General features: G+C 62.8%; 19 protein-coding genes. 10 read left to right on the forward strand and 9 right to left on the reverse strand.

All coding sequences use genetic code 11. From position 1 onward, the window contains the following. Positions 1 to 218: 218 nt before the first annotated feature. The 4 genes from BFP89_RS06340 to BFP89_RS06355 form a co-directional block, all read right to left on the reverse strand. On the reverse strand, positions 219 to 620 hold the full coding sequence (locus tag BFP89_RS06340) for an ExbD/TolR family protein (protein ID WP_065884673.1): 402 nt from the start codon (positions 618 to 620) through the stop codon (positions 219 to 221). Between the two features lies 1 nt (position 621). Beyond that, a complete protein-coding gene (locus tag BFP89_RS06345; RefSeq protein ID WP_065884674.1) occupies positions 622 to 1,341 on the reverse strand; it encodes a MotA/TolQ/ExbB proton channel family protein in 720 nt (239 codons plus the stop codon). Positions 1,342 to 1,369: 28 nt separating this feature from the next. Next, positions 1,370 to 2,176: an energy transducer TonB gene (locus tag BFP89_RS06350; protein WP_065884675.1), complete on the reverse strand. Its 807-nt coding sequence runs from the start codon at positions 2,174 to 2,176 to the stop codon at positions 1,370 to 1,372. A 223-nt stretch (positions 2,177 to 2,399) separates the two neighbouring features. Continuing rightward, positions 2,400 to 3,266, reverse strand: coding sequence for a LysR family transcriptional regulator (locus BFP89_RS06355; RefSeq protein WP_065884676.1), 867 nt, complete (start codon positions 3,264 to 3,266; stop codon positions 2,400 to 2,402). 100 nt (positions 3,267 to 3,366) lie between these two features. Between BFP89_RS06355 and BFP89_RS06360 the strand changes: the two genes are divergently transcribed. The 3 genes from BFP89_RS06360 to BFP89_RS06375 all read left to right on the forward strand — a co-directional run bounded on the left by BFP89_RS06360 (position 3,367) and on the right by BFP89_RS06375 (position 6,060). Continuing rightward, positions 3,367 to 3,828 carry a nucleoside deaminase gene (locus BFP89_RS06360; RefSeq protein WP_065884677.1) on the forward strand — a complete coding sequence of 154 codons (462 nt, stop codon included), beginning with the start codon at positions 3,367 to 3,369 and terminating at the stop codon, positions 3,826 to 3,828. Positions 3,829 to 3,887: 59 nt separating this feature from the next. After that, the gene (locus tag BFP89_RS28315) at positions 3,888 to 4,748 is read left to right on the forward strand and encodes a hypothetical protein (protein ID WP_141689045.1); all 861 of its coding nucleotides are present in this window, start codon (positions 3,888 to 3,890) and stop codon (positions 4,746 to 4,748) included. Positions 4,749 to 4,881: 133 nt separating this feature from the next. Further along, positions 4,882 to 6,060, forward strand: coding sequence for a CynX/NimT family MFS transporter (locus BFP89_RS06375; protein ID WP_065884680.1), 1,179 nt, complete (start codon positions 4,882 to 4,884; stop codon positions 6,058 to 6,060). Here the strand turns inward: BFP89_RS06375 and BFP89_RS06380 are convergent. Further along, positions 6,031 to 8,355, reverse strand: a complete 2,325-nt coding sequence (locus tag BFP89_RS06380) for a TonB-dependent receptor (RefSeq protein WP_065884681.1) — start codon at positions 8,353 to 8,355, stop codon at positions 6,031 to 6,033. The two genes, BFP89_RS06375 and BFP89_RS06380, sit on opposite strands and share 30 nt — an antisense overlap. 155 nt (positions 8,356 to 8,510) lie before the next feature. Between BFP89_RS06380 and BFP89_RS06385 the strand changes: the two genes are divergently transcribed. Both BFP89_RS06385 and BFP89_RS06390 read left to right on the forward strand, forming a co-directional pair. After that, the gene (locus tag BFP89_RS06385) at positions 8,511 to 9,455 is read left to right on the forward strand and encodes a LysR family transcriptional regulator (RefSeq protein ID WP_065884682.1); all 945 of its coding nucleotides are present in this window, start codon (positions 8,511 to 8,513) and stop codon (positions 9,453 to 9,455) included. Positions 9,456 to 9,645: 190 nt separating this feature from the next. Next, a complete protein-coding gene (locus BFP89_RS06390) occupies positions 9,646 to 11,253 on the forward strand; it encodes an alkaline phosphatase family protein (protein ID WP_065884683.1) in 1,608 nt (535 codons plus the stop codon). A 59-nt stretch (positions 11,254 to 11,312) separates the two neighbouring features. Here BFP89_RS06390 and BFP89_RS06395 read toward each other — a convergent pair whose 3' ends face one another. Next, entirely contained in the window at positions 11,313 to 12,218 is a 906-nt protein-coding gene (locus BFP89_RS06395) for a TauD/TfdA dioxygenase family protein (RefSeq protein WP_065884684.1), read from the reverse strand. Between the two features lie 181 nt (positions 12,219 to 12,399). Here BFP89_RS06395 and BFP89_RS06400 point away from each other — a divergent pair, with 181 nt between their 5' ends. Next, a complete protein-coding gene (locus tag BFP89_RS06400; protein WP_065884685.1) occupies positions 12,400 to 13,320 on the forward strand; it encodes a LysR family transcriptional regulator in 921 nt (306 codons plus the stop codon). A 105-nt stretch (positions 13,321 to 13,425) separates the two neighbouring features. Here the strand turns inward: BFP89_RS06400 and BFP89_RS06405 are convergent, their stop codons facing one another. Beyond that, positions 13,426 to 14,427, reverse strand: a complete 1,002-nt coding sequence (locus BFP89_RS06405; RefSeq protein ID WP_065884686.1) for an ABC transporter substrate-binding protein — start codon at positions 14,425 to 14,427, stop codon at positions 13,426 to 13,428. A 278-nt stretch (positions 14,428 to 14,705) separates the two neighbouring features. Here BFP89_RS06405 and BFP89_RS06410 point away from each other — a divergent pair, with 278 nt between their 5' ends. Next, a complete protein-coding gene (locus BFP89_RS06410) occupies positions 14,706 to 16,280 on the forward strand; it encodes an ABC transporter permease (protein ID WP_065884687.1) in 1,575 nt (524 codons plus the stop codon). Then, positions 16,277 to 17,092: an ABC transporter ATP-binding protein gene (locus BFP89_RS06415; protein WP_065884688.1), complete on the forward strand. Its 816-nt coding sequence runs from the start codon at positions 16,277 to 16,279 to the stop codon at positions 17,090 to 17,092. Before BFP89_RS06410 ends, BFP89_RS06415 begins: the two co-directional genes overlap by 4 nt. Here BFP89_RS06415 and BFP89_RS06420 read toward each other — a convergent pair. Beyond that, on the reverse strand, positions 17,079 to 18,149 hold the full coding sequence (locus BFP89_RS06420) for a fatty acid desaturase (protein ID WP_065884689.1): 1,071 nt from the start codon (positions 18,147 to 18,149) through the stop codon (positions 17,079 to 17,081). The genes BFP89_RS06415 and BFP89_RS06420 overlap by 14 nt on opposite strands. 101 nt (positions 18,150 to 18,250) lie before the next feature. Between BFP89_RS06420 and BFP89_RS06425 the strand changes: the two genes are divergently transcribed. Continuing rightward, entirely contained in the window at positions 18,251 to 19,255 is a 1,005-nt protein-coding gene (locus BFP89_RS06425) for an AraC family transcriptional regulator (protein WP_065884690.1), read from the forward strand. A 117-nt stretch (positions 19,256 to 19,372) separates the two neighbouring features. On the opposite strand, the gene BFP89_RS06430 is transcribed toward BFP89_RS06425, so the two are convergent. After that, positions 19,373 to 19,738 (reverse strand): response regulator, encoded by a 366-nt coding sequence (locus BFP89_RS06430; RefSeq protein WP_057725354.1) that lies wholly within the window; start codon positions 19,736 to 19,738, stop codon positions 19,373 to 19,375. 100 nt (positions 19,739 to 19,838) lie between these two features. On the opposite strand from BFP89_RS06430, the gene BFP89_RS06435 reads away from it, so the two are divergent. Then, the coding region (locus BFP89_RS06435; RefSeq protein WP_141689046.1) for a GlcG/HbpS family heme-binding protein at positions 19,839 to 20,134 on the forward strand (296 nt) is incomplete at its 3' end.

Here is a 20,134-nt window from a genome sequence, read left to right on the forward strand (position 1 = left end):
AAGTGAGCCGCTGTAAAAGCGGAACCCTAAGTGGCCGTTACCTAAATAATGGATATGTACTCGGTCTGATCCAAGATACTGGCCAGCCCAGAGGTTCCCATCGGGGGCAAGTCGAATCGTCGCACCGCCCCTCCCACATTTACCTCATCGGCCATACATAAAAAAAGGCCGCACCCTGCCAAGGAAACGGCCCAAAAATCGTCGAGGCTGTTGTGCAACTAACGTGCGGTTATCACCGACAGCTTGGTTATCCCCGCGCGCTCGATAGACGCCATGGCTCGCGCCACTTCGCCGTAGTTCACTCCATCGTCAGCCTGCAGTTGCACCCGCACATCGGGGTCCCTGGCCTTGGCCGCCTGCAGGTTGAATTCCAGCAGGTCCGGCTGGATTTCGTCCTTGTTGATAAACAGCTTGCCGGCACCGTCGATGCTCACCACCAACGGGTCTTTCTGCTCGACCGGGGCCACGGCCTCGGTCTTGGGCAGGTTGATCGGGATCGAGTTGGTCAGCAGCGGCGCGGTGACGATAAACACCACCAGCAGCACCAGCATCACGTCCACCAGCGGCGTGACGTTGATCTCGCTCAGCACCTCATCACTGTCTTGCGTGGAAAAGGCCATCTCAGGACGCCTCCTTCACTTTCTGCGGGTTGCCGACGCTGGCTTTGTTCAGCGCCGGATGCAGCAGCACGCGGAAGGCGTTTTTTTGCGCCAGGCTGTAGAAGTCGTGGGCAAAGTCGTCAAGGTCGGCAGCCGTCAGCTTCAGACGGCGCAGGAAATAGTTGTAGACCAGCACCGCCGGCACCGCGACGGCAATCCCCACGCCCGTTGCAACCAGCGCCGCACCGATGGGGCCCGCCACGGTTTCCAGGCTGGCTGAACCGGCGGCGCTGATGCCCTTGAGCGCCTCCATGATGCCCCAGACGGTGCCGAACAGGCCGATAAACGGCGAGGTGCTGCCGATGCTGGCGACTACCGCCAGGCCGGTTTCCAGGGAGCGGCGCTCACGCACGATCTGCTGGCGCAAGGCACGCTCGAGGCGGTCCTGGTGATTGATGGCCTGGCTCAGGTCCGCCACGTGCTGGGTATCGCCAACCTGGATCGCGGCATACCCGGCCCGGGCCACCCGGGCTGCCGCGCCCGGCTGGGTGTCAGCCAACTCGGCGGCGGCGTCGAGGCTCGATGCGGCCCAGAACTGTTTATGAAACTTGCGATCCTGGGCCTTGAGACGCCCGAACTGCACGCCCTTCAACAATGCCAAGCCCCAGGTGGCGACTGAAAAGACCACCAGCAACCAGATCACCGCGCTTTCGATGGATTCAAGTGGAGATGCCAAAGCCATGATGTTTTCCCTCTGTGCCGCTGAATAATTAATGAATCTTGAAATCGATCGGTACGCTGACCCAGCCGTCCTGGGCCACTTCACCCTGCTTGGCCGGCACGAAGCTCCAACGCTTCACGGCAGCCAATGCGGCGTCATCGAGTTGCTGGCGACCGCTGCTTTTCTGAAGCTGGATCTCACCGGGTTTGCCGCTGGCCAATACGTGTACCCGCAGCAACACAGTGCCTTCCCAACCCCTCCGCTGAGCCAGTGACGGGTATTCCGGCGCCGGATTTTTCAAGTACGCGGCGTTGGCCGAAGCGGGCGTTACCGGTGCCGGCGCTGGTGGTGCAACCGGTGCCGGGGGCGCCGGTACAGGTGGCGCGGGCGCTTGTTCGACGGCCTTGGGTGCCGGCTTGGGCTCAGGTTTGGGCACAGGCTTTGGCTTGGGCTTGACCAGCGGTTTCGGCGGCGCCGGCTTGGCGGCCAACTCATCCACCACCGGCGGCGGTGGCTCGACCACGGGAGGTGGCGGCGGCACTGGCGGCGGCGGTTCAACCACCGGCGGCGCCGGCCGGGAAAACTCGATGGTCATCGGCGGGATTTCCGGCGGCACCACCGGCAGCACCGGGGTGGGCTTCTGGCTGACCCAATAGATCACCGCGCCGTGCAAGGCCAGCACCAACAAGCCCAACAGAACGCCTTCGCGCCGGCTGGAAAACCGCTTGGGAGTCTGCTGCAGGCGCAGCTGCCCCAACGGCGCGCGGTGCGGCCGGCCAAGGTCGACCAACTCACCGCTCGGTGCCAGGCGCCCTTGCGCCTCGGTGGCACGGGCGGCGGTCTGGACATTGCCCATTGATTCACTCCCTACGGTCTTCAAACCAAAAAACCGACGAACCTGCGTGGCAGGCCGTCCAGGATTGAATCATCGGGCTGGGCGCTTATCTCTTAAAGTAATCTTTAAAGTTATGCTTATGCCTAATTTGAATAAATAAAACTGACTCATACGCCAAAGCCACGGTCTGCGCGGCCTGGCGCCGAGGTTGCATTTTTCAATGCGTTTCAGGCATGCAAAATATTCAGTAGAGGCATGGCCCAACAGGGCTGTTGGCGCACAAATCGAACAGTTCAGCCTGTAAGCACTGCCCTGCCGCGCTCAGGCCGCTGCGGGCATACAACGCCAGGCGCACGCCTTGCACCACGGGCAAACCGCTGTCTGCGCCCAGCACCACATGCCCGGCCTGCACCACTCGCAGCGGCAACAGACTCACGCCCAACCCCGCCGCCACGGCCGAACACACGCTGGCCAGACTCGCGCTGGAATAGCCGATGCGCCAGCGCCAGCCGCCCACTTCAAGGTGGTGCAGCATTTCATTGCGGTACAGGCCGCCCACGGGAAACGCCACCAGTGGCAACGGGTCGCGCCCCAGGCACGGCGTGCTGCGGCTGTCCACCCAGCACAGCGGCTCGGGCCACGAGGCCAGGCAGTCATCGCTGCTGCCCATCTGCTTGACCAGCAACACGTCGAACTCACCGCTGCGGTATTGGCGCTGCAGCTCGGGGCCCAGGCCGCTGGTGACCTCCAGGCGCACCCGTGGATAGGCCAGCACAAACGCCGAGAGCAACGGCATCAACCGCTGCGCCGCGAAATCCTCCGGCACACCCAGGCGCAACACGCCGTCGCTTTGCTGGTTGATCAACACATCGGCGGCTTCCTCATGCAGCGCCAGGATACGTCGCGCATAGCCCAGCAAGCGCTCGCCTTCGGCAGTGGCGACGACACGGCGTTGATCGCGGTCCAGCAACTGGCACGCCACGGCATCTTCCAGGCGGCGGATCTGCTGGCTGACGGTGGATTGGGTCAAGTGCAGGCGCTCGGCGGCGCGGGTGAAATTGCCGCAATCGACCACAGCGACAAAGCTGCGCAGTAATACGGGATCGAACATGATCATTCTCTTTGCCACTGATTGGCATGGTTATATTTAATTTCAGAATACCCCGACAACTTCGCATACTTCGCGCATTCATCGCACCTTGGGAAGTGGCATGACAGACGATCAATCCCATCTACAACGCGCTATCGCGCTGGCGCAGGCCAACGTGGCTCAAGGTGGCCGCCCGTTCGGCGCCGTGCTGACGCGCAACGGCGAAGTCTTGGTGGAAGCTGTGAATGAAATCCACCGCACCCAAGACCCCACTGCCCACGCCGAGTTGCTGGCGATCCGCGCCGCCAGCCGGCAGATCGGCGCGCGCCTGGGGGGTTGCGTGATCTACGCCAGTGGCCAGCCTTGTCCGATGTGCCTGAGCGCCATGTACCTGTGTGGCGTGGAGCGAGTGGTGTTCGCCGCAAGCAACGCCATGGCCGAGCCTTTTGGCCTGTCTACAGCGGTACTCGGCCAGCAGGTCGGCCTGCCTCTGAGCGAACAGTCGCTATCGATCCAGCATCTGCCCGATGAGACCATGACGACCTTGTATCACCAGTGGAAAACCCTGCAAGAGTCTGATTAGAGGCCGTGCCTGGCATTGATCCAATCCTGGCCTGTCAGTGAGCAGTAGTACGCAGGGACATGCTCTCGGAACCCTACCTCGGCATTGACCACCAATCGTTCAACTGGCGAGATCGTCTCGTCAGTCAGCAAACAGTCGGTTTGCTTAACGTGCCTGGCGCTCCAGCCACTGAACAATTGCACAAGATGGGTGAGCTCATGGATATCTACTCGCGGCAAAACATCACACTGGACAGTTACCTGCCCCATGCGACTGACCGGGCAGCTCCCGATCCCAACAGGGCGAAGCGATTTTCGCCTTATTCGACTACTTATTACCAACAACGCAATGCCACATACGCTGGAAGGCCCTATACCCCCAATGAATTGCTCAGTGGTTTCTCACAAAAATGGGGAACCATGAATTGCGTGACCGTGGCGGGAATAAAAGCGGCCATGCAGCGGTTTGGCGGCCCCAACCAGGTTTACGCTTCAGTGGAACAAACCAGAGAGGGGTTCAACATCAAGATGAGGGATAACCCTTCCAAAACCTACCAGGTGACCTACGCCGAACTGGATTACGCAGCTCAACGCTCGGGGTTCAGAGGCACCAATCAGAAAATGCTTAACGAAGCCAATTTCATGTACGCCGTCAGTGCAAAGCGAGCGCAAATGGAAAACAACGATGGTTATGCGTCACATAGTTTCAGTGCGGCACTGGATAGCATCAATAGTTGGGAAAATACCCAGGAAGGGCTGGACCGCTTGGGCTTGAGAAACTATGTGCGACGTGCCTATGCACAGGACCTGATCAATGGTGTACCTGGGGTAATGGCACAGAACGACCACGTTTTCACTGTGCTTAATGGCCTGACAGACAATTACGGCACTTCGGGTTATCGGCCAGACCCATGGGCTTCGGCAATTATGTTGGTCCAATAGCCCTACACAGCGTGACGGATCGAAATCGTGCCCTTACAAGTGCCTCTGGCCGGTCTGGGCATCCTGGTTCAAAAACAACATGCGAGCTCCCCATACCTCAATGCTTTTTTCTACCCACCGATATCCTTCATTCATGAGCAAACTCGCAGGCTGGAGCCTGCTGGTAGTGCTCGGCCTCAACCTGCGGCCGATTCTCAGTTCCATCAGCCCGTTGCTTGGCGAAATTCGCCAGGCCACCGGCCTGAGCTTCCAGAGCAGCGCCCTGCTGACCAGCTTGCCGGTGATCTGCATGGGCCTGGTGGCGCTGGTGGGCGTGCGCGTGGAAGCGCGGCTCGGTGAGCGGCGCGGTATCGCCCTGGGCCTGGTGATGATTCTGCTGGCGTGCCTGGCGCGCTGGCTGATGGGCCAGGCGTCGGCGCTGCTGGTCACCGCGTTGCTCGGTGGTGCGGGCGTGGCGCTGATCCAGGCGCTGGTGCCGGCGATGATCAAGCGCGAGTTTCATCAGCGCGTACCGGTGGCGATGGGCGTTTATTCGGCCTCACTGATGGCCGGCGGCGGCCTGGCGGCGTTGCTCAGCCCGGTGGTGGCGACGCACTTCCAGCAGTGGCAGGCCGGGTTGGGTGTGTGGCTGTTGCCGGCGCTGGCAGCCTTGTTGCTATGGACGTGGCTGCCGCTGGGCGCCGCCAGGAATCCACACGTGGCGCCCGCCTTCAAGGGGCTGCGCAACCGCCGCGCGTGGTTGCTTGCGCTGTATTTCGGCCTGGTCAATTGCGGCTACATGAGCATGGTGGCCTGGCTGCCCGCCTACTACCAGCAACTGGGGTGGGGCGTGCTGCCCAGCGGCTCGCTGCTGGCCTTCATGACCATTTTCCAGGTGATCGCCGCGCTGCTGATGCCGGTGCTGGCGCAACGCGGCATCGACCGCCGCCCGCTGCTCGGCATCAGCCTGGTGGCGCAAACCCTCGGCTACCTCGGCCTGATCATCGCGCCGCAGGCCTTTCCCCACGTGTGGGTGGCCCTGTGCGGCTTCGGCCTGGGCGCGTGCTTCGCCCTGAGCCTGCTGCTGACCCTCGACCATCACCGCGACCCGCGCCAGGCCGGGCAACTGGCCGCCTTCGTCCAGGGCGTGGGCTTTTTGATCAACGCCGTTTCGCCGTGGCTGACCGGTTGGCTGCGCGAACTGACCGGCAACTTTGTCAGCGCCTGGATCGTGCTGACACTGACCGTGCTGGCGATGCTGCTGGTGACGCGGGTGTTCAGCCCGGCCACCTATCGCACCGGGCTAGAAGTCGTAGCGCCCGGTCACGCCTAGGGTACGCGGGGCGCCCAGCAGGCCTTCGTATCCGCCGTTGCCGCCGGTCCACAGGGTGGTGTAGTAGGTTTTGTCGAAGGCGTTTTTCAGCCACAGCGACACGTCCCACTGGCCCTGTTGGTAATTGCCGCGCAGGCCGGTGGAGAGGTTGACCAGCGCATAGGCCGGGATCTGCCCGTAGTCGGAATCTTCCACGGTGCCCACCGCCTTGGAGCGGAAGGCATAACTGGCGGTGACGTAGGGTTCAAAGCCGTTATCCAGGTTCCACTTGTACTCGCCGTTGGCGTTGGCGATCCATTTCGACGCGCCCACCACCTGGTGGCCGGTGAGGTCGCAGGACGTCGGTGCGCCGGGGCGCAGGCTGACTTCCGGCGGGCATGGCGCGTCCTTGTAAGACAGGTAACTCACATCGTTGAAGGAGCCGTTGAGGTTCAGCGTCAGGCCCTTGATCGGCACCAGGGTACTTTCCACCTCCACCCCCCGCGAGCGCACGGAGCCGGCGTTGGTGAGGTACTGCACACGGTTGTCCTGGTCGTAGGCGTTGGTCTGGTAGCCATTGACCTGGGTCCAGAACAGGTTGGCATTGAGCTGCAGGCGGCGATCCCACAACGTGCTCTTGAAACCCAGCTCGGCGTTGTTGGCGCGCTCGGTGCCGATCAACAGCGAGTCGGCCCCCGCCGTCGGCGCCGAGCCCACCGCCAGGTTGACGCCACCGGACTTCTCGCCGTGGGACAGCGTGGCGTAGCCCAGCAGGTTGTCAGTGAAGTGGTAACTGAGGTTGAGCAGCCCCGACGGGGTGGCACTGTATTGCGTCAGGTCACCCGAGTCATACGCCCCGGTACGCCCGCGTCGCGCCGTGGCTGCGGCGCCGCTGACCGCAGCGCCGCCCAGCGGGGCATTGCGTGTCACCCAGGCACTTTTTTCTTCGTAGGTGCCGCGCAGGCCGGCGGTGAAATCCAGGCGTTCGGTCAGGTGCCAGGTGCCTTGGGCGAACAGCGCAAAACTGTCGGTGCGGATATGCCCGTTGCCGATGCTGCTCACGTTGCTCAACGCGCCACTCGGCGTGCCGTTCCAAATATCCGCCTGGGGACCGTAATAGGCGAAGGACTTGTTATCCAGGTCAGAGCCGAAGTAGTAGGCGCCGAGCACGTAATCGAAAAACCCGCCCTGGGGTGAAGCCAGGCGAAATTCCTGGGACCACTGCTTGTCCTCCACCGATACGCCGGCGTTATACGAAGCCGGCACGTTAAGACCGTCATCGTTGCGCGGGGTGAAATCCCACCAGCGATAGGCACTGACCGACGTCAGGGTGAAATCGCTCGGCAAGGTCCAGTTGGCCTCCAGCGAGGTACCGCCCTGAAACACGGTGACGTGCTGGTCGTTGTCCAGGTTGACCTTGCGGTGGGTGCCATCGACCAGGGTCGCACCCGCGGCGTTGGCCCGGGACTGATAGAGGTTGGTGCCGTTGATGGTCGGCCCGGTGCTGTAGAGCACACGTGTACCGGCGCTGGAATCCTCCTCGTTGTAGTCGCCGATCCAGCGCAGGTTGAAGGCCTCATTGGGCTTGTATAGCAGTTGTCCGCGAAAGCCCTGGCGCGAACCGCCATTGAGGTCGTGCCCGTCATGTTCATTCTTGATGTCGCCGTCGCTGCGCGTGCGATAGGCCGAAAAACGCCCGGCCAATTCATCGGTAAGCGGCCCGGAAATCGTGCCCTTGGTCTGGAAATAACCGTCCTCGCCCAACGAGGTTTCGATGCTGCGCTCCGGGGTGAAACTCGGCGCGCGGGTGCTGATATTGATCACCCCCGCCGTGGTGTTCTTGCCGAACAGGGTGCCCTGCGGGCCGCGCAATACCTCAAGCTGCTCGATGTCCATCAGGTCGAACACCGCCATGCCGGGGCGCCCGAGGTAGACGTTGTCGATATACAACCCCACGCTGCCCTCCAGGCCGTCGCTGGCCGGGTTGTTGCCCAGGCCGCGAATCGACACGCTGGACTGGCGCGCATGCATATAGGCGACGTTGACGCTGGGCACCAGCTGCTGCAGGTCTTGAATCCGATACACCCGCTGGCTCTCCAGCGCCTGGCCGCCGATCACGCTCATGGGCGTCGGTACTGCCTGGGCGCTCTCGGTACGCCGCCGCGCGGTGACCGTGACGGTTTCCAACTGGCCACTGGCGCTCTCGCCTGCCGGAGCTGGCTCGGCGGCATGACTGGGGGTCCAACTGGCACTGCCCGCCAGCAGCATCGCCAGGGGCAGGCGCTTGAAGGGAACAACGGGCTTGAACAGACTCATGGGCGGCTCCGGAACCCAGGAATATCCAGCGAGGCATATTCCTTAAGGTTATTTATTTATGGTTTTAATAACATTTACTGCATAAGAGATAGCCTTTATAAGGAGTCGACCTAATGCATAGCCAATGCATTTCCCGGATATTTTTGATGTGAAAAATGCATATCGACCTGCGCCAGCTTCGCCACTTCATCGCCCTCGCCGAACAACGCAGTTTCGTCGCGGCGGCGTTGACGGTGAACCTGTCGCAATCGGCCTTCAGCCGCAGCATCCAGGCGCTGGAACACAGCACCGGCTGCCAGTTGGTCGACCGTGGGCGCAAAGACCTGGCGCCGACCAAACAAGGCCAGGTGCTGCTCGAACATGCCCGGCGCCTGGTCAGCGGCGCGCAGCAACTGGCCAATGAGATCAGCCAGTTCAACGGCCTGGAGGCCGGCGAGTTGCGCTTCGGTTGCGGCCCGGCGCCGGCCGGTGGCTTGATCCCCCGCGCCATCGGCAGTTTTATCGGGCGCTACCCCAAGGCACGCGTACAGTTCCAGGTGGACGACTGGGAAAGCCTGAGCAAACGCCTGCTCAGTGAAGCGTTCGAATTTTTCGTCGCCGACACCCGCCACTTCGAAGCCAACCCCGACTACCACACCCACCGCCTGCGCTCACGCCGCTGGTATTTCTGCTGCCGCATCGGGCACCCCCTCGCCACCCACGACAGCGTCAGCCCCGCCGAACTGATGAGCTACCCCCTGGCCGTGACCATCCGCCCGCCGAACCTGCGCAAAGTCATCGTCGACCTCAGTGGCCGACCGGACTACCTGCCCAACGTCGAATGCGAAAACGGCTACAGCCTGCTGGGCGTGGTACTGCGCTCGGACGCCATCGGCATCGTCAGCGCCAACAGCGACATGCTGCACATGGCCCGGGGCGAGTTGCTGTGTTTGAAAATCGAGGGGCTGGATGAAAACCTGGAGGAGCGTTACACCCGCTACGGGATTGTCAGCCGTGCGGGGTATCGGCTGTCGCCGTTGGCGGAGGCGATGATTGAGCAGATCAAGGAGGTAGATGAGTTGGATGAAGATATTTGCACGCTTGAGAATATCGCTGTGTGAACCGACGTCATCGGGGGCAAGCCCCCTCCCACATTTGGAATGCATTTCAAGTGTGGGAGGGGGCTTGCCCCCGATGGCGTCGTTAGCCACACCCATGCATTCACTGCATAAAACCCAGACCTCAAATGCACTTGCCAGCATGCCCCCGAACGGCGAAAAAACGCTCCTGTCCTCCGACCGGTGAATCCCTATGTCTGAACCAAAACCCGTACGCAACGTGCTCTACATCATGTGCGACCAACTGCGCCGCGATTACCTGTCGTGCTACGGCCACGCCCACTTGCACACCCCGAACATCGACCGCCTCGCCGCAGCCGGCGTGCGTTTCAGCCGCGCCTACACCCAGGGCACCATCTGCGGCCCGTCGCGGATGTCGGCCTACACCGGGCGCTATGTCAGCAGCCACCAGGTGGCGTGGAATGCGGTGCCGCTGCCCCTGGAAGAGCTGACCATTGGCGACTACCTACGCCCCCACGGCATCCGCACCGCGCTGGTGGGCAAGACCCACGCCACGCCAAACCTGGATGCCCTGCAGCGGCTGAATATCGACCCTGAAAGCGCCCAGGCCGAGGCGCTGAACGAAGTGGGCTTCGACACCTATTTCCGTCACGACGGTATTTACCCCGACAGCCCGCTGTTCGAGGACAAACGCGAGTCCGCGCCCTACACCCATTACCTGCGCGAGCAGGGCTACAGCGGCAGCAACCCGTGGCATGAATGGGCCAATGCCGCGCAAGGTGAAAACGGCGAAGTGCTCAGCGGCTGGCATATGCGCAACGCCGGGTTGCCGGCGCGCGTTGCCGAGCAGCACTCGGAAACCGTCTACACCACCGACCGCGCCATCGACTTTATCCAGGAGCAGGCCGAACAACCCTGGTGCCTGCACCTGTCCTACATCAAGCCGCACTGGCCCTATATCGCCCCGGCGCCGTATCACGCGCTGTATGGCGCCGAGCATATCCAGGCGCCGATTCAACCGGCGCACACCAGCGATCACCCGGTGTACCAGGCGTTTCGTCAACACCAGGAGAGCCTGAACTTCTCCCGCGACGAGGTGCGGCTCACGGTGATTCCAACCTACATGGGGCTGATCAAACAGATCGACGACCAGCTCGGGCGGCTGTTCGATTTCCTGCAAAGCAACGGGCGCTGGGATGACACGCTGATCGTGTTCACCAGCGACCACGGCGACTTCCTCGGCGACCACTTCCTCGGTGAAAAGGAATTCCTGCTGGAGCCTGCCGTGGGCATTCCCCTGATCGTGCGCGACCCGCGTGCCAGTGCCGATATCAGCCGTGGTTCGGTGGATGCGCGCCTGGTGGAAACCATCGACGCGCTGCCGACCTTCCTCGACGCCCTGGGCCTGCCTGTCGCCGAGCATCGCCTGGAAGGCCGCTCGCTGATCCCGCTGCTGAACGGTGAACCGATCCCTTGGCGCCACTATGCGATTGCCGAGTACGACTACGCCTTCCAGGCCCCCGCCCGCGAGCGCCTGGGCCAGCCGATCGACCGTTGCCGCATGACCATGGTGCGCAGCGAGCGCTGGAAATACCTGGCCTATGACGGCTTCCGCCCGCAGCTGTTCGACCTGCACAACGACCCGCAGGAAGTACACGACCTGGGCGCCGACCCGGCCTATGCCGACGTGCGCGAGGTGCATGTGGGTTATCTGTTCGACTGGCTGCGCGGGTTGAAGCGGCGAACCACCATCAGCCACACCGAGATCGAAGTGCGTGGCCAATGGTTTCGCTACGGTGAGCCGGAGGCGGAGAAGCCGGTGCAGATCGGCGTCTGGTAGACGATGCAAATCACTGTGGGAGGGGGCTTGCCCCCTCCCACATTTGGATTTGTGTTTGCTCAGCGGCCTTTGGTGGTCTTGCTGGATTGCCCGTGCACGCCCACCGGCACATCGCCCTTGAGCGTCACCCGGCGCACGATACGCTCCTGGGTGCCATAGTCGTCCACCGCGTAATGCTGGGTCGCGCGGTTATCCCAGATCGCCACGTCGCCGCTGTTCCAGCGCCAGCGCACGGTGTTTTCCAGGCGGGTGACGTGGCTTTGCAACAGGTTGAACAGTTGCGTCGAGTCGGCCTGGGAGTAGCCTTTGAGGCGCTTGACGAAGTGCCCCAGCAGCAGGGTTTTCTCACCGCTGACCGGGTGCACGCGCACCACCGGATGCTCGGTTTCATACACCGTCGAGGTGAACACCTTGCGGTATTCCTCAAGCCTCTCCACCGCCACATCCGGCTTGAGCGCGGCGTAGTCGTATTCGTTGCTGTGGATGGCCCAGAGGTTATCCGCCAGGGCGCGCAGCTCGACGCTGAGGTCGTTGTAGGCCGCCGAGGTGTTGGCCCATACGGTGTCGCCACCGGATGCGGGCGCCAGCACCGAACGCAGGATCGAGGCTTTGGGGTAGGCATCGACGAAGGTCACGTCGGTGTGCCAGGAGTTGGCGCGCTGGCCGCGCGTGCCGTCCAGCTCCATCAGGAAACGCGTGCCGTCACGCACCGGCACGGTCGGGTGGGCAATCGGTTCGCCGAGCAGGTGGGCAAAGGCTTCCTGGCTCTGGTCGTCGAGGTGGGACTGTTCGCGAAAGAAGATCACCTTGTACTGCACCAGCGCTTGCTGGATGGCGTCGACAGTGGCGGCATCGAGATGCCCCGACAGTTTGATCCCACGGATCTCGGCGCCGATGCGGCCGGCGACCGGATGAATGTCCAGTGCCTGGGCGATGGGTTGAACAGCTAATGCGGCGTTGCTCATTGTGGTGACCCTCATGTGCCTGCGGATGGTGGAACGCTCGCCGGCAACGCTCTATTCATATGCATTTTAGATCTAGCAAATGAACTAATGCTTCGTTGACGGAATAAGAGCTTGCATTTAAAACCTCAGCTCCGTCGCTCGCAAATGCCTTCGACCTATTTTTCAAATGCCGGGAATGCATATGGATCTGCGTCAACTGCGCTACTTCATTGCCCTCAACGAACACCGCAGTTTCGTACGCGCGGCGGACGCCATGGGCATCACTCAACCGGCGTTCAGCCGCAGTATCCAGGGGCTGGAACAGGAGTTCGGCTGCGTGCTGGTCGACCGTGGCCACAAGGACCTTCGCCCCACACCCGAAGGCCAGGTGGTGTTGCAACACGCCCTGAGCCTGGTGCACGGCGCCGCCTTGCTGAGCAGTGAAGTCACGCGCATGACCAAACTCGATGCCGGCGACCTGCGCTTCGGCTGCGGCCCGGCGCCGGCGGTGAAACTGGTGCCGGATGCGGTGGCGCGGTTTATCGGCGCGCACCCGAAAATCCGCACCAGTTTCCAGGTGGACAACTGGGAAAAACTCAGCCGCGCCCTGAGCCGCGAGGAGATCGAATTCTTCATTGCCGACATCCGCCAGTTCGAAGCCGACCCGAACTTCCAGACCCGTGCGCTGACCGCCAAGCGCGGCGTGTTTTTCTGCCGCCCGGGGCACCCGCTGCTGGCCAAGGACAGCCTGTCGACCAATGACATGTTCGACTACCCGCTGGCGGCGCCGCTGATCTCCCAGGGCATTCGCAAACTGCTGGCAAACCTGAGCGGGCGCATGGATTTTTCGCCGAGCATCCAGACCGAACACTTCCCGGCGCTGGTGAAAATCGTGCTGCAGTCCAACGCCATCGGCGTGGGCACCGAGGAAGCGTTCGCCGAGGACATCGCCAGCGGCGCGCTGGTGCTGCTGCACTGGCGCAACCTGCCGCAGAACATGGAGACCCTGAGTGCGCGGTGCGGAATCGTCAGCCGCACGGGGGCGCGGTTGTCGCCGGCGGCTAAAGCGATGATTGAGGTGTTGGTGGAGGTCGACAGGCAGGAGGTGAGTGTGGCGGTTTGAAGGGCCTCATCGGGGGCAAGCCCCCTCCCACACTTTGAATGTATTCACAGTTCAAATGTGGGAGGGGGCTTGCCCCCGATAGCTATAGCCCAGGCACCACTGAACTCAAAGCCCCGCCGCCGCCAACCCAGGCGCCACCCAATCACTCACCTGAAACGACCGGCGAATCAACTTCTCCCTGGAAGCCAGATCCACAGCATCCTGCAATTTGCCCAGGAACACCGGGTCCAGCGTCGCCGGGAAAATCTGGCTGAGCTGCTGGTCCTTCAAATCATTGCTCAGGATCACTGGCGGATAACTGGCCAGCCCCGACACCAGCTCGATGTAGGCCTGTTTGTTGTTGTCATCGGTCAACCATTGCACCGCCTGCTGCTGGGCCTTGAGCAACTTGGCCACCGCGTCGGGATGCCCGTCGACAAACTGTTTGCTGCCCACCAATACCGCCTGGATGCTGCCGGCGCCGTTCAGGTCCTTGGTGGTCAGGGCGATCTCGGCCAGCCCCTTGGCTTGCAGCGCCGTGAGGTTGGAGCCGCCCCAGGTCGCGTCGATCTGCTTGGCGGCCAACGCCGCACCGGCCGCGTTGTAATCCAGGTTGATGACTTTCAGGTCCTTTTCACTCAGGCCCTGGCTGGCCAATGCGCTGTCGAATGACAACTGGCTGGCCGTGCCGCGAAACACCGCGACGCGCTTGCCCTTGAGGTCGTGCAGGGTCTTGATGCCCGAGCCCGGCACCACGCCCAGGTACTGCTTGATGTCACGCGCGGTAGCGCTGAGCAGGCGGGTATCCAGCCCGTTGGAACGGCCGATGATGGCCGCCAGGTCGCCGAGATAAGCGAGGTCCACCTGGCCATTGGCGAAGGCTTCGTTGATCACCGGGCCCGCGCCCTTGAAGTAATTCCATTGAATCGTGATGCCCTGGTCGGCAAAGGCCTTTTCGAAGATCTGCTGTTGGCGCAATACATCGGTGATGCCGCCACCGCTGTGTTGGCTCCCGGCGCTGAGGTCGGGCACGGCAATACGGATTTCCTTGAGCTCGGCGGCCTGCACCAGACCCGCCAGCGCGGTAGCGGCGAACAGCGTGATCAGACGTTTGAAGGGCAGTTTCATAAGGGCAGCTCCTGGTGGGCGACGGTCGCCTGGGGATCTGAAAGTAGCCATAGGCAGCTAGAAACTTTAAATACTATAAATTCACAATTTAATAACCTTTTGAACTATGTGAGACAAACCGCAGGCTGCAGCGGGCTATGCATAAACAGCATCGAAAATATTCTCCGAATGCATTGGATGCGTGCCGGGCACGGGCTTTAAATGGACTCTCTTATCGCACAATAATCTTGATTACGTTTTTATAAGATCGGAATCACATAACGAAAGGAAGGTCCCCGATGGCCCGGACCGCACGGTTAAGCCCGCCTCTGACTACACCCACACTGCGCTGGCCAGCGCTCAGCCCCTGGCTGTTACCGCTGACGCTGTTGGCCTTGTGGTGGCTGGCCAGCCGCAATCAGTGGATGAGCGAGCAAATCCTGCCGCCGCCTGCATTGGTGTGGAGCAGCGCCGTGGAACTGGCGGGCGGCGAGCTGTGGAGCCATCTGGCGATCAGTGTGCAGCGCTTGTTCTGGGGCTTGCTGGCGGGCATCGGCGCCGGTGCGTTGCTCGGCGCCTGGCTGGGCTTCAGCGCGCGCGCCGAGCGCCTGGTGTTTCCCACGTTCAGCGCGCTGGCGCAAGTGCCGACCCTGGCGTGGATCCCGTTGTTCATGGTGTTTTTCGGCATCGGCGAAACCCTGAAACTGGTGGTGCTGGTCAAGGCCATCGTGGTACCCGTGACCTTGCATACGCTGGTCGGGGTGCGCGATGCCCAGCCGCAGTTGCGCGAAGCTGCCCGCGTGCTGCGCCTGCCCACCCACCTGCTGATCCGCCGGCTGATTCTGCCCGCCGCACTGCCGGCGTTCATGGCCGGTGTGCGCCTGGCCCTGGCAGCCGGTTGGACGTCGCTGCTGGCGGTGGAGTTGCTGGCCTCCAGTGAAGGCATCGGCTACCTGATGGTGTGGGCACGCCAGTTGTTCATGCTCGATATCGTCTTTGTATGCATCGTGGTCATCGGCGTGCTGGGCGTGGTGATGGACCGTGGCGTCGGCTGGCTGGACCGCAAATGGGTGCACTGGCCGCATCCGGCCACCGCGCACATCCGGCGCGGCCCGCGTTACCAGGGCTGGCAGCGTTTGCAGCCGTGGCTGCTGCCCCTGGGGTTGCTGGCGCTGTGGCAAGTGGCGACGCAACACGGCTGGGTCGACGCGAATATCCTGGTGAGCCCATGGACTGTATTGCAGACCACCGCCACGGGCGTCGTGGATGGCACGCTGTCGGGCGCGCTGGGCAAAAGCCTGGGGCGCACCCTGGGTGGCCTGGCATTGGGCGCCAGCCTGGGGTTTGCCATCGGCTTGTGGCTGGGCTTGTCACCGCGCAGCGAGCGGGTGCTCGGCCCTACCCTGGCGGCTTTGCGCCAGATCGCAATCTTTGCCTGGGTGCCGTTGCTCACGGCCTGGTTTGGCCTGGGGGAATTGGCCAAGTGGGTGTTCATTGGCCTGGCGGCGTTTTTCCCGCTGTTTATCGCCACCCAGCGCAGCGTGTTGAACCTGTCACCGCAACTGAACGAAGCCGCGCAGGTGCTGCGCCTGAACCTGTTCCAACGGCTGCGCCGCCTGATACTGCCGGGCGCGGCGCCGGGCATTTTCGCCGGGCTGCGCCTGAGCCTGATCTACGCCTGGCTGGGCACCATCGGCGCGGAATACTTCATGCCGTCCAATGGCGGCATCGGCAGCCTGATGATCGGCGCCCAACAGCTGCTGCGCATGGATTTGATCATGAGCGGCATGCTGCTGGTCGGCCTCACCGGCGCCACCCTCAACCTTATCGGCCAACGCCTTGAAAGCCGCGTCACCGGCTGGAGACACGCATGAACGCACCGATTGTCAGCTTCAACCATGTGGGCAAGTCCTTCGATGTGGATGGCGTCGAGCTGGAAGCCATCCGCGAATTCAACCTGGAGATTGCCGAGGGCGAATTTGTGGCGATTGTCGGTTCGAGCGGCTGCGGCAAGTCCACGCTTTTACGCCTGCTGGTGGGGCTGGATACGCAGTTTCGCGGGCAGATTCAGGTCGATGGCAAAGCCGTGAGCGGCATCGGCAGCGAACGCGGCATCGTGTTCCAGGAACACCGCTTGTTCCCCTGGCTGACGGTGGCGCAGAACATCGGCCTGGGCCTGGTCAATGAGCCCTTGAGCGAGGCTGAGCGCAGCCGACGCATTGGCGACTTTATCGAACTGGTGGGCCTCACCGACTTCACCCGCGCCTATCCCCACCAACTGTCCGGCGGCATGGCGCAACGGGTGGCCATCGCCCGTGGCCTGGTGGCCAGCCCACGGATTCTGCTGCTGGACGAGCCGTTCGGCGCGCTGGATGCGCTGACCCGCCAGCAGATGCAGGACGAACTATTGGCGATTCGCGCCCGCGCCAAAATCACTACGGTGCTGGTGACCCACGATGTGGAAGAGGCGATTTTCCTCGCCGACCGCGTGGTGGTGATGGAGCCCCGGCCCGGGCGGATCAAGCAGGTGGTCGAGATCGCCCTGCCCCATCCGCGCCAACGCAGCAGTTTCGAGTTCCACCAACTGCGCGAAGAGCTGCTGCATGAACTGATCAGCGACGATCACTACCAGCCGCCGGTGCGCGAACAGATTCGCGACCTGCCGCTGGCATTCATTGCTTGCTGAACGCGAGTTCGCTGTCCGGTTGCTCTTCGCGTTCAAACCGATTGGCCCGCGCAAAGGTGCCGAAATCATTGAAGCGCACGCCCATCTCGGCCATGACCTTGTGCGCCACCCTGACCGTCATCTGGCGGATATAGAACGGCTCCTTCACCACGAAATGGTGGATGCCGTGGGTGCTGCCGAAATTGAAACAGAACGCCTGCAACGGCCACATCCACCAGGGGTTGAGCACCTGGGTCTGCTGGATCACATTGCCCGGCTCCACATCGCCGTAGTAATGCATGTTGGAACTGACGAAGTGCAGGCAAAAGGTGCGCAGCACGTTGGGGCCGATGATCACCACCGCCGCGATATCGATCACCTGCATCATCTGCAGCGTCCCGGCTGACCAGTCGATGGGCGCGCCCACCAGGCCGGCGATGCCGTTGGCGGCATGAAAGCCGAGGAAGATGTACCACGCGCCCCAATGCAGCAGCGCCAGCGGTGCGTACACCAGCAGCACGCGCTTGAGGATGCTGAACCTGTGCGGCCAGGTCCTGGCGCGCAGCAGGCGGATCACGGCGGACATCATGTTGTCGCCCACCATCAGCAAGCGCGCGATGCCCCAGGGCTCGCCGTTGGTGATGGCACGCTCTTCCACATCGGCCTCGGTGCCGGAGACCTTGTGATGATTGAGGTGCAGGTGCCGGCGAATCCACGGGTTGATCGTGCTCGGCCGCGCCAGCCACACCAGGCCCATCATCAGGTTGTGGGGCACGCGCTGCTTGCGAAAGTACATGCTGTGGATCAGGTCGTGTTCCAGCTCATGGGTGAGTGAGGCAAAGAACGCATTGAGCAGCAGGCATACCCACCAGGCCATGTGACCGCTGATATACAGCGCCGCCGAACCCAGCATGCCGCCCCATGCGAACGCCAGGATGCCCGCGCCGAGCGCGTCCTGATGCAGCAGCCAGGGGTGCCGTCGGCGCAGGCGCGCGCCCTCGGCCAGCACCACCTCGCGGATATGCGCCGAACGCTGTTGCGCGTTCATCTGTTGGGGACTTGCACAAGTACCGTCCATGCTTCCATTCTCTTGTGGAGTGATGCCTGCATCCTGCACCCAACCCTGGCGCAGGCCGCTAGCTCCGCACGCCAACCTGTTGACCGCAAGCGCCAATCGCCATGACTGAACCGACTTCCCTCGCCAGCTGGACCCGCGCCCTGCGCAAGCAGCTCGAGGCCCTGGGCCTGGACAGCGCCGCGCTGTGCCTTGAGGCCGGGCTCGATCCGCTGCTGATGGAGGACCCGAACGCACGCTACCCGTTGTCGGCCACCACGCGCCTGTGGGCACTGGCGGTGCAGGCCAGTGGCGATCCGGCGATTGGCTTGCGGGTGTCGCGGTTTGTCAGCCCCACGACCTTTCATGCATTGGGTTACGCGCTGGTGGCCAGTGGCAGTTTGCGCGAAGTGTTCGAACGTATCGTGCGCTATCACCAGGTGGTCAGTGATGCGCTGAGCCTGGAGTTGAGCCGACACGGCGACTGCTACCGTTTTCGCCTGCTGCAACCCGAAGGCAGCCCGGCGCCGGCGCTGGAAGCCATCGATGCGTTTGCGGCGATCTACGTGCGCACCTGCCGCAATCGCCTGGGGCGCGACTACGCACCGCTGGCGGTTTACCTGCAGCGCCCGGAACCGGTCGACCCCGCGCCCTGGCACACGGTATTTCGCGCTCCGGTGTTCTTTGGCGCCGAGGAAGACCGCCTGGAGTTCGCCGCCCAGGACTTCGACAGCCACCTGGACGATGCCAACCCGGAGCTGGCCGAACACAATGAAACCGTGCTCAAGCGCACCCTGGCGCAACTGCAGCCGCTGACCTGGGAGCGCAAGGTGCGCGCCGCCATCGAGGCGCAACTGCCCGACGGCGAACCCGGCGCGGAGCGGATCGCCCAGACGTTGCATTTGAGTCTGCGCAGCCTGCAGCGGCACCTGGCGGATGAAGGCTGCCGGTTTGACGCGTTGCTCAATGAATGCCGGCAGAACCTGGCCCTGTTGCACCTGCGCGACCCGCAGTGTTCATTGGCCGAGATCAGTCATTTGCTGGGGTTTGCCGATACCAGCAGTTTCAACCGGGCGTTCAAGCGCTGGACGGGGATGACGCCGGGGCAGTTTCGGGATGGGTTGCGGTAGGTGAATGGGGGGTGTTTTTGAGGGCCTCATCGGGGGCAAGCCCCCTCCCACACTTTGAAGGTATTCACAGTCCAAATGTGGGAGGGGGCTTGCCCCCGATAGCGGTGCCACTGGCAATCACCGCCCCCGATCACGCCGCAACAACTTCCTCACCCGCGCCACCAACACTTTGGCGTCAAACGGCTTGAGCAAGTAATCGTCTTCATGCAATTCCAACCCACGCAGCCGATCTTCAATGCCGTCAGGCGTGGTCAGGAACAGCACGGGGGTTTCTCCACGCTGGCGAATCGCCTGCTGCAACTTCCACGCATTCAGGCCCGGCAGCATCACGTCCAGGATCACCAGGTCGTACTCGGTGCTTTCCACAAAGCGCTGCGCCGCCATGCCGTTGGCCGCCACTTCCACACCGAAACCGGCTTCGCTCAGGCCCTGGGCCATGCGTTGCGCCAGTTGCGGCTGGTCTTCCACTAACAACACCTGCATGCCTTACCTCTGGGTTTGATTACAAACCTGTCATCAAATTGTGCGGCTTTTGACCACGTCCACTGGCTACCGTGACGGCCTGCCTTCTGGAGCCCTCACCATGTTTCGCACTGCCTTGTTCCTGAGCCTCGCCGTGGCGACTGCCGCCCAGGCCACGCCGCAACTGCCACGTCACGCCGAGCTGGATCTGCGCACCGCGCGCCAATTGGCCGATGCCGGCCTGGCGCACTGCACCGCCGCGCTGACCGTGCTCGACCGTGGCGGCAACCTGTTGCTGAGCCTGCGCGCCGACGGCGTCGGCCCACACAACAGCCTCGCCAGCCAGCGCAAGGCCTACACGGCGTTGTCGAGCAAAACCCCGACCCGGCTGTTCGCCGAGCGCGCGCGCAACAACCC

Origin of the sequence: Pseudomonas sp. 31 R 17 (assembly GCF_900004915.1) — a bacterium.
Classification (GTDB): Bacteria; Pseudomonadota; Gammaproteobacteria; order Pseudomonadales; family Pseudomonadaceae; genus Aquipseudomonas; species Aquipseudomonas orientalis_A.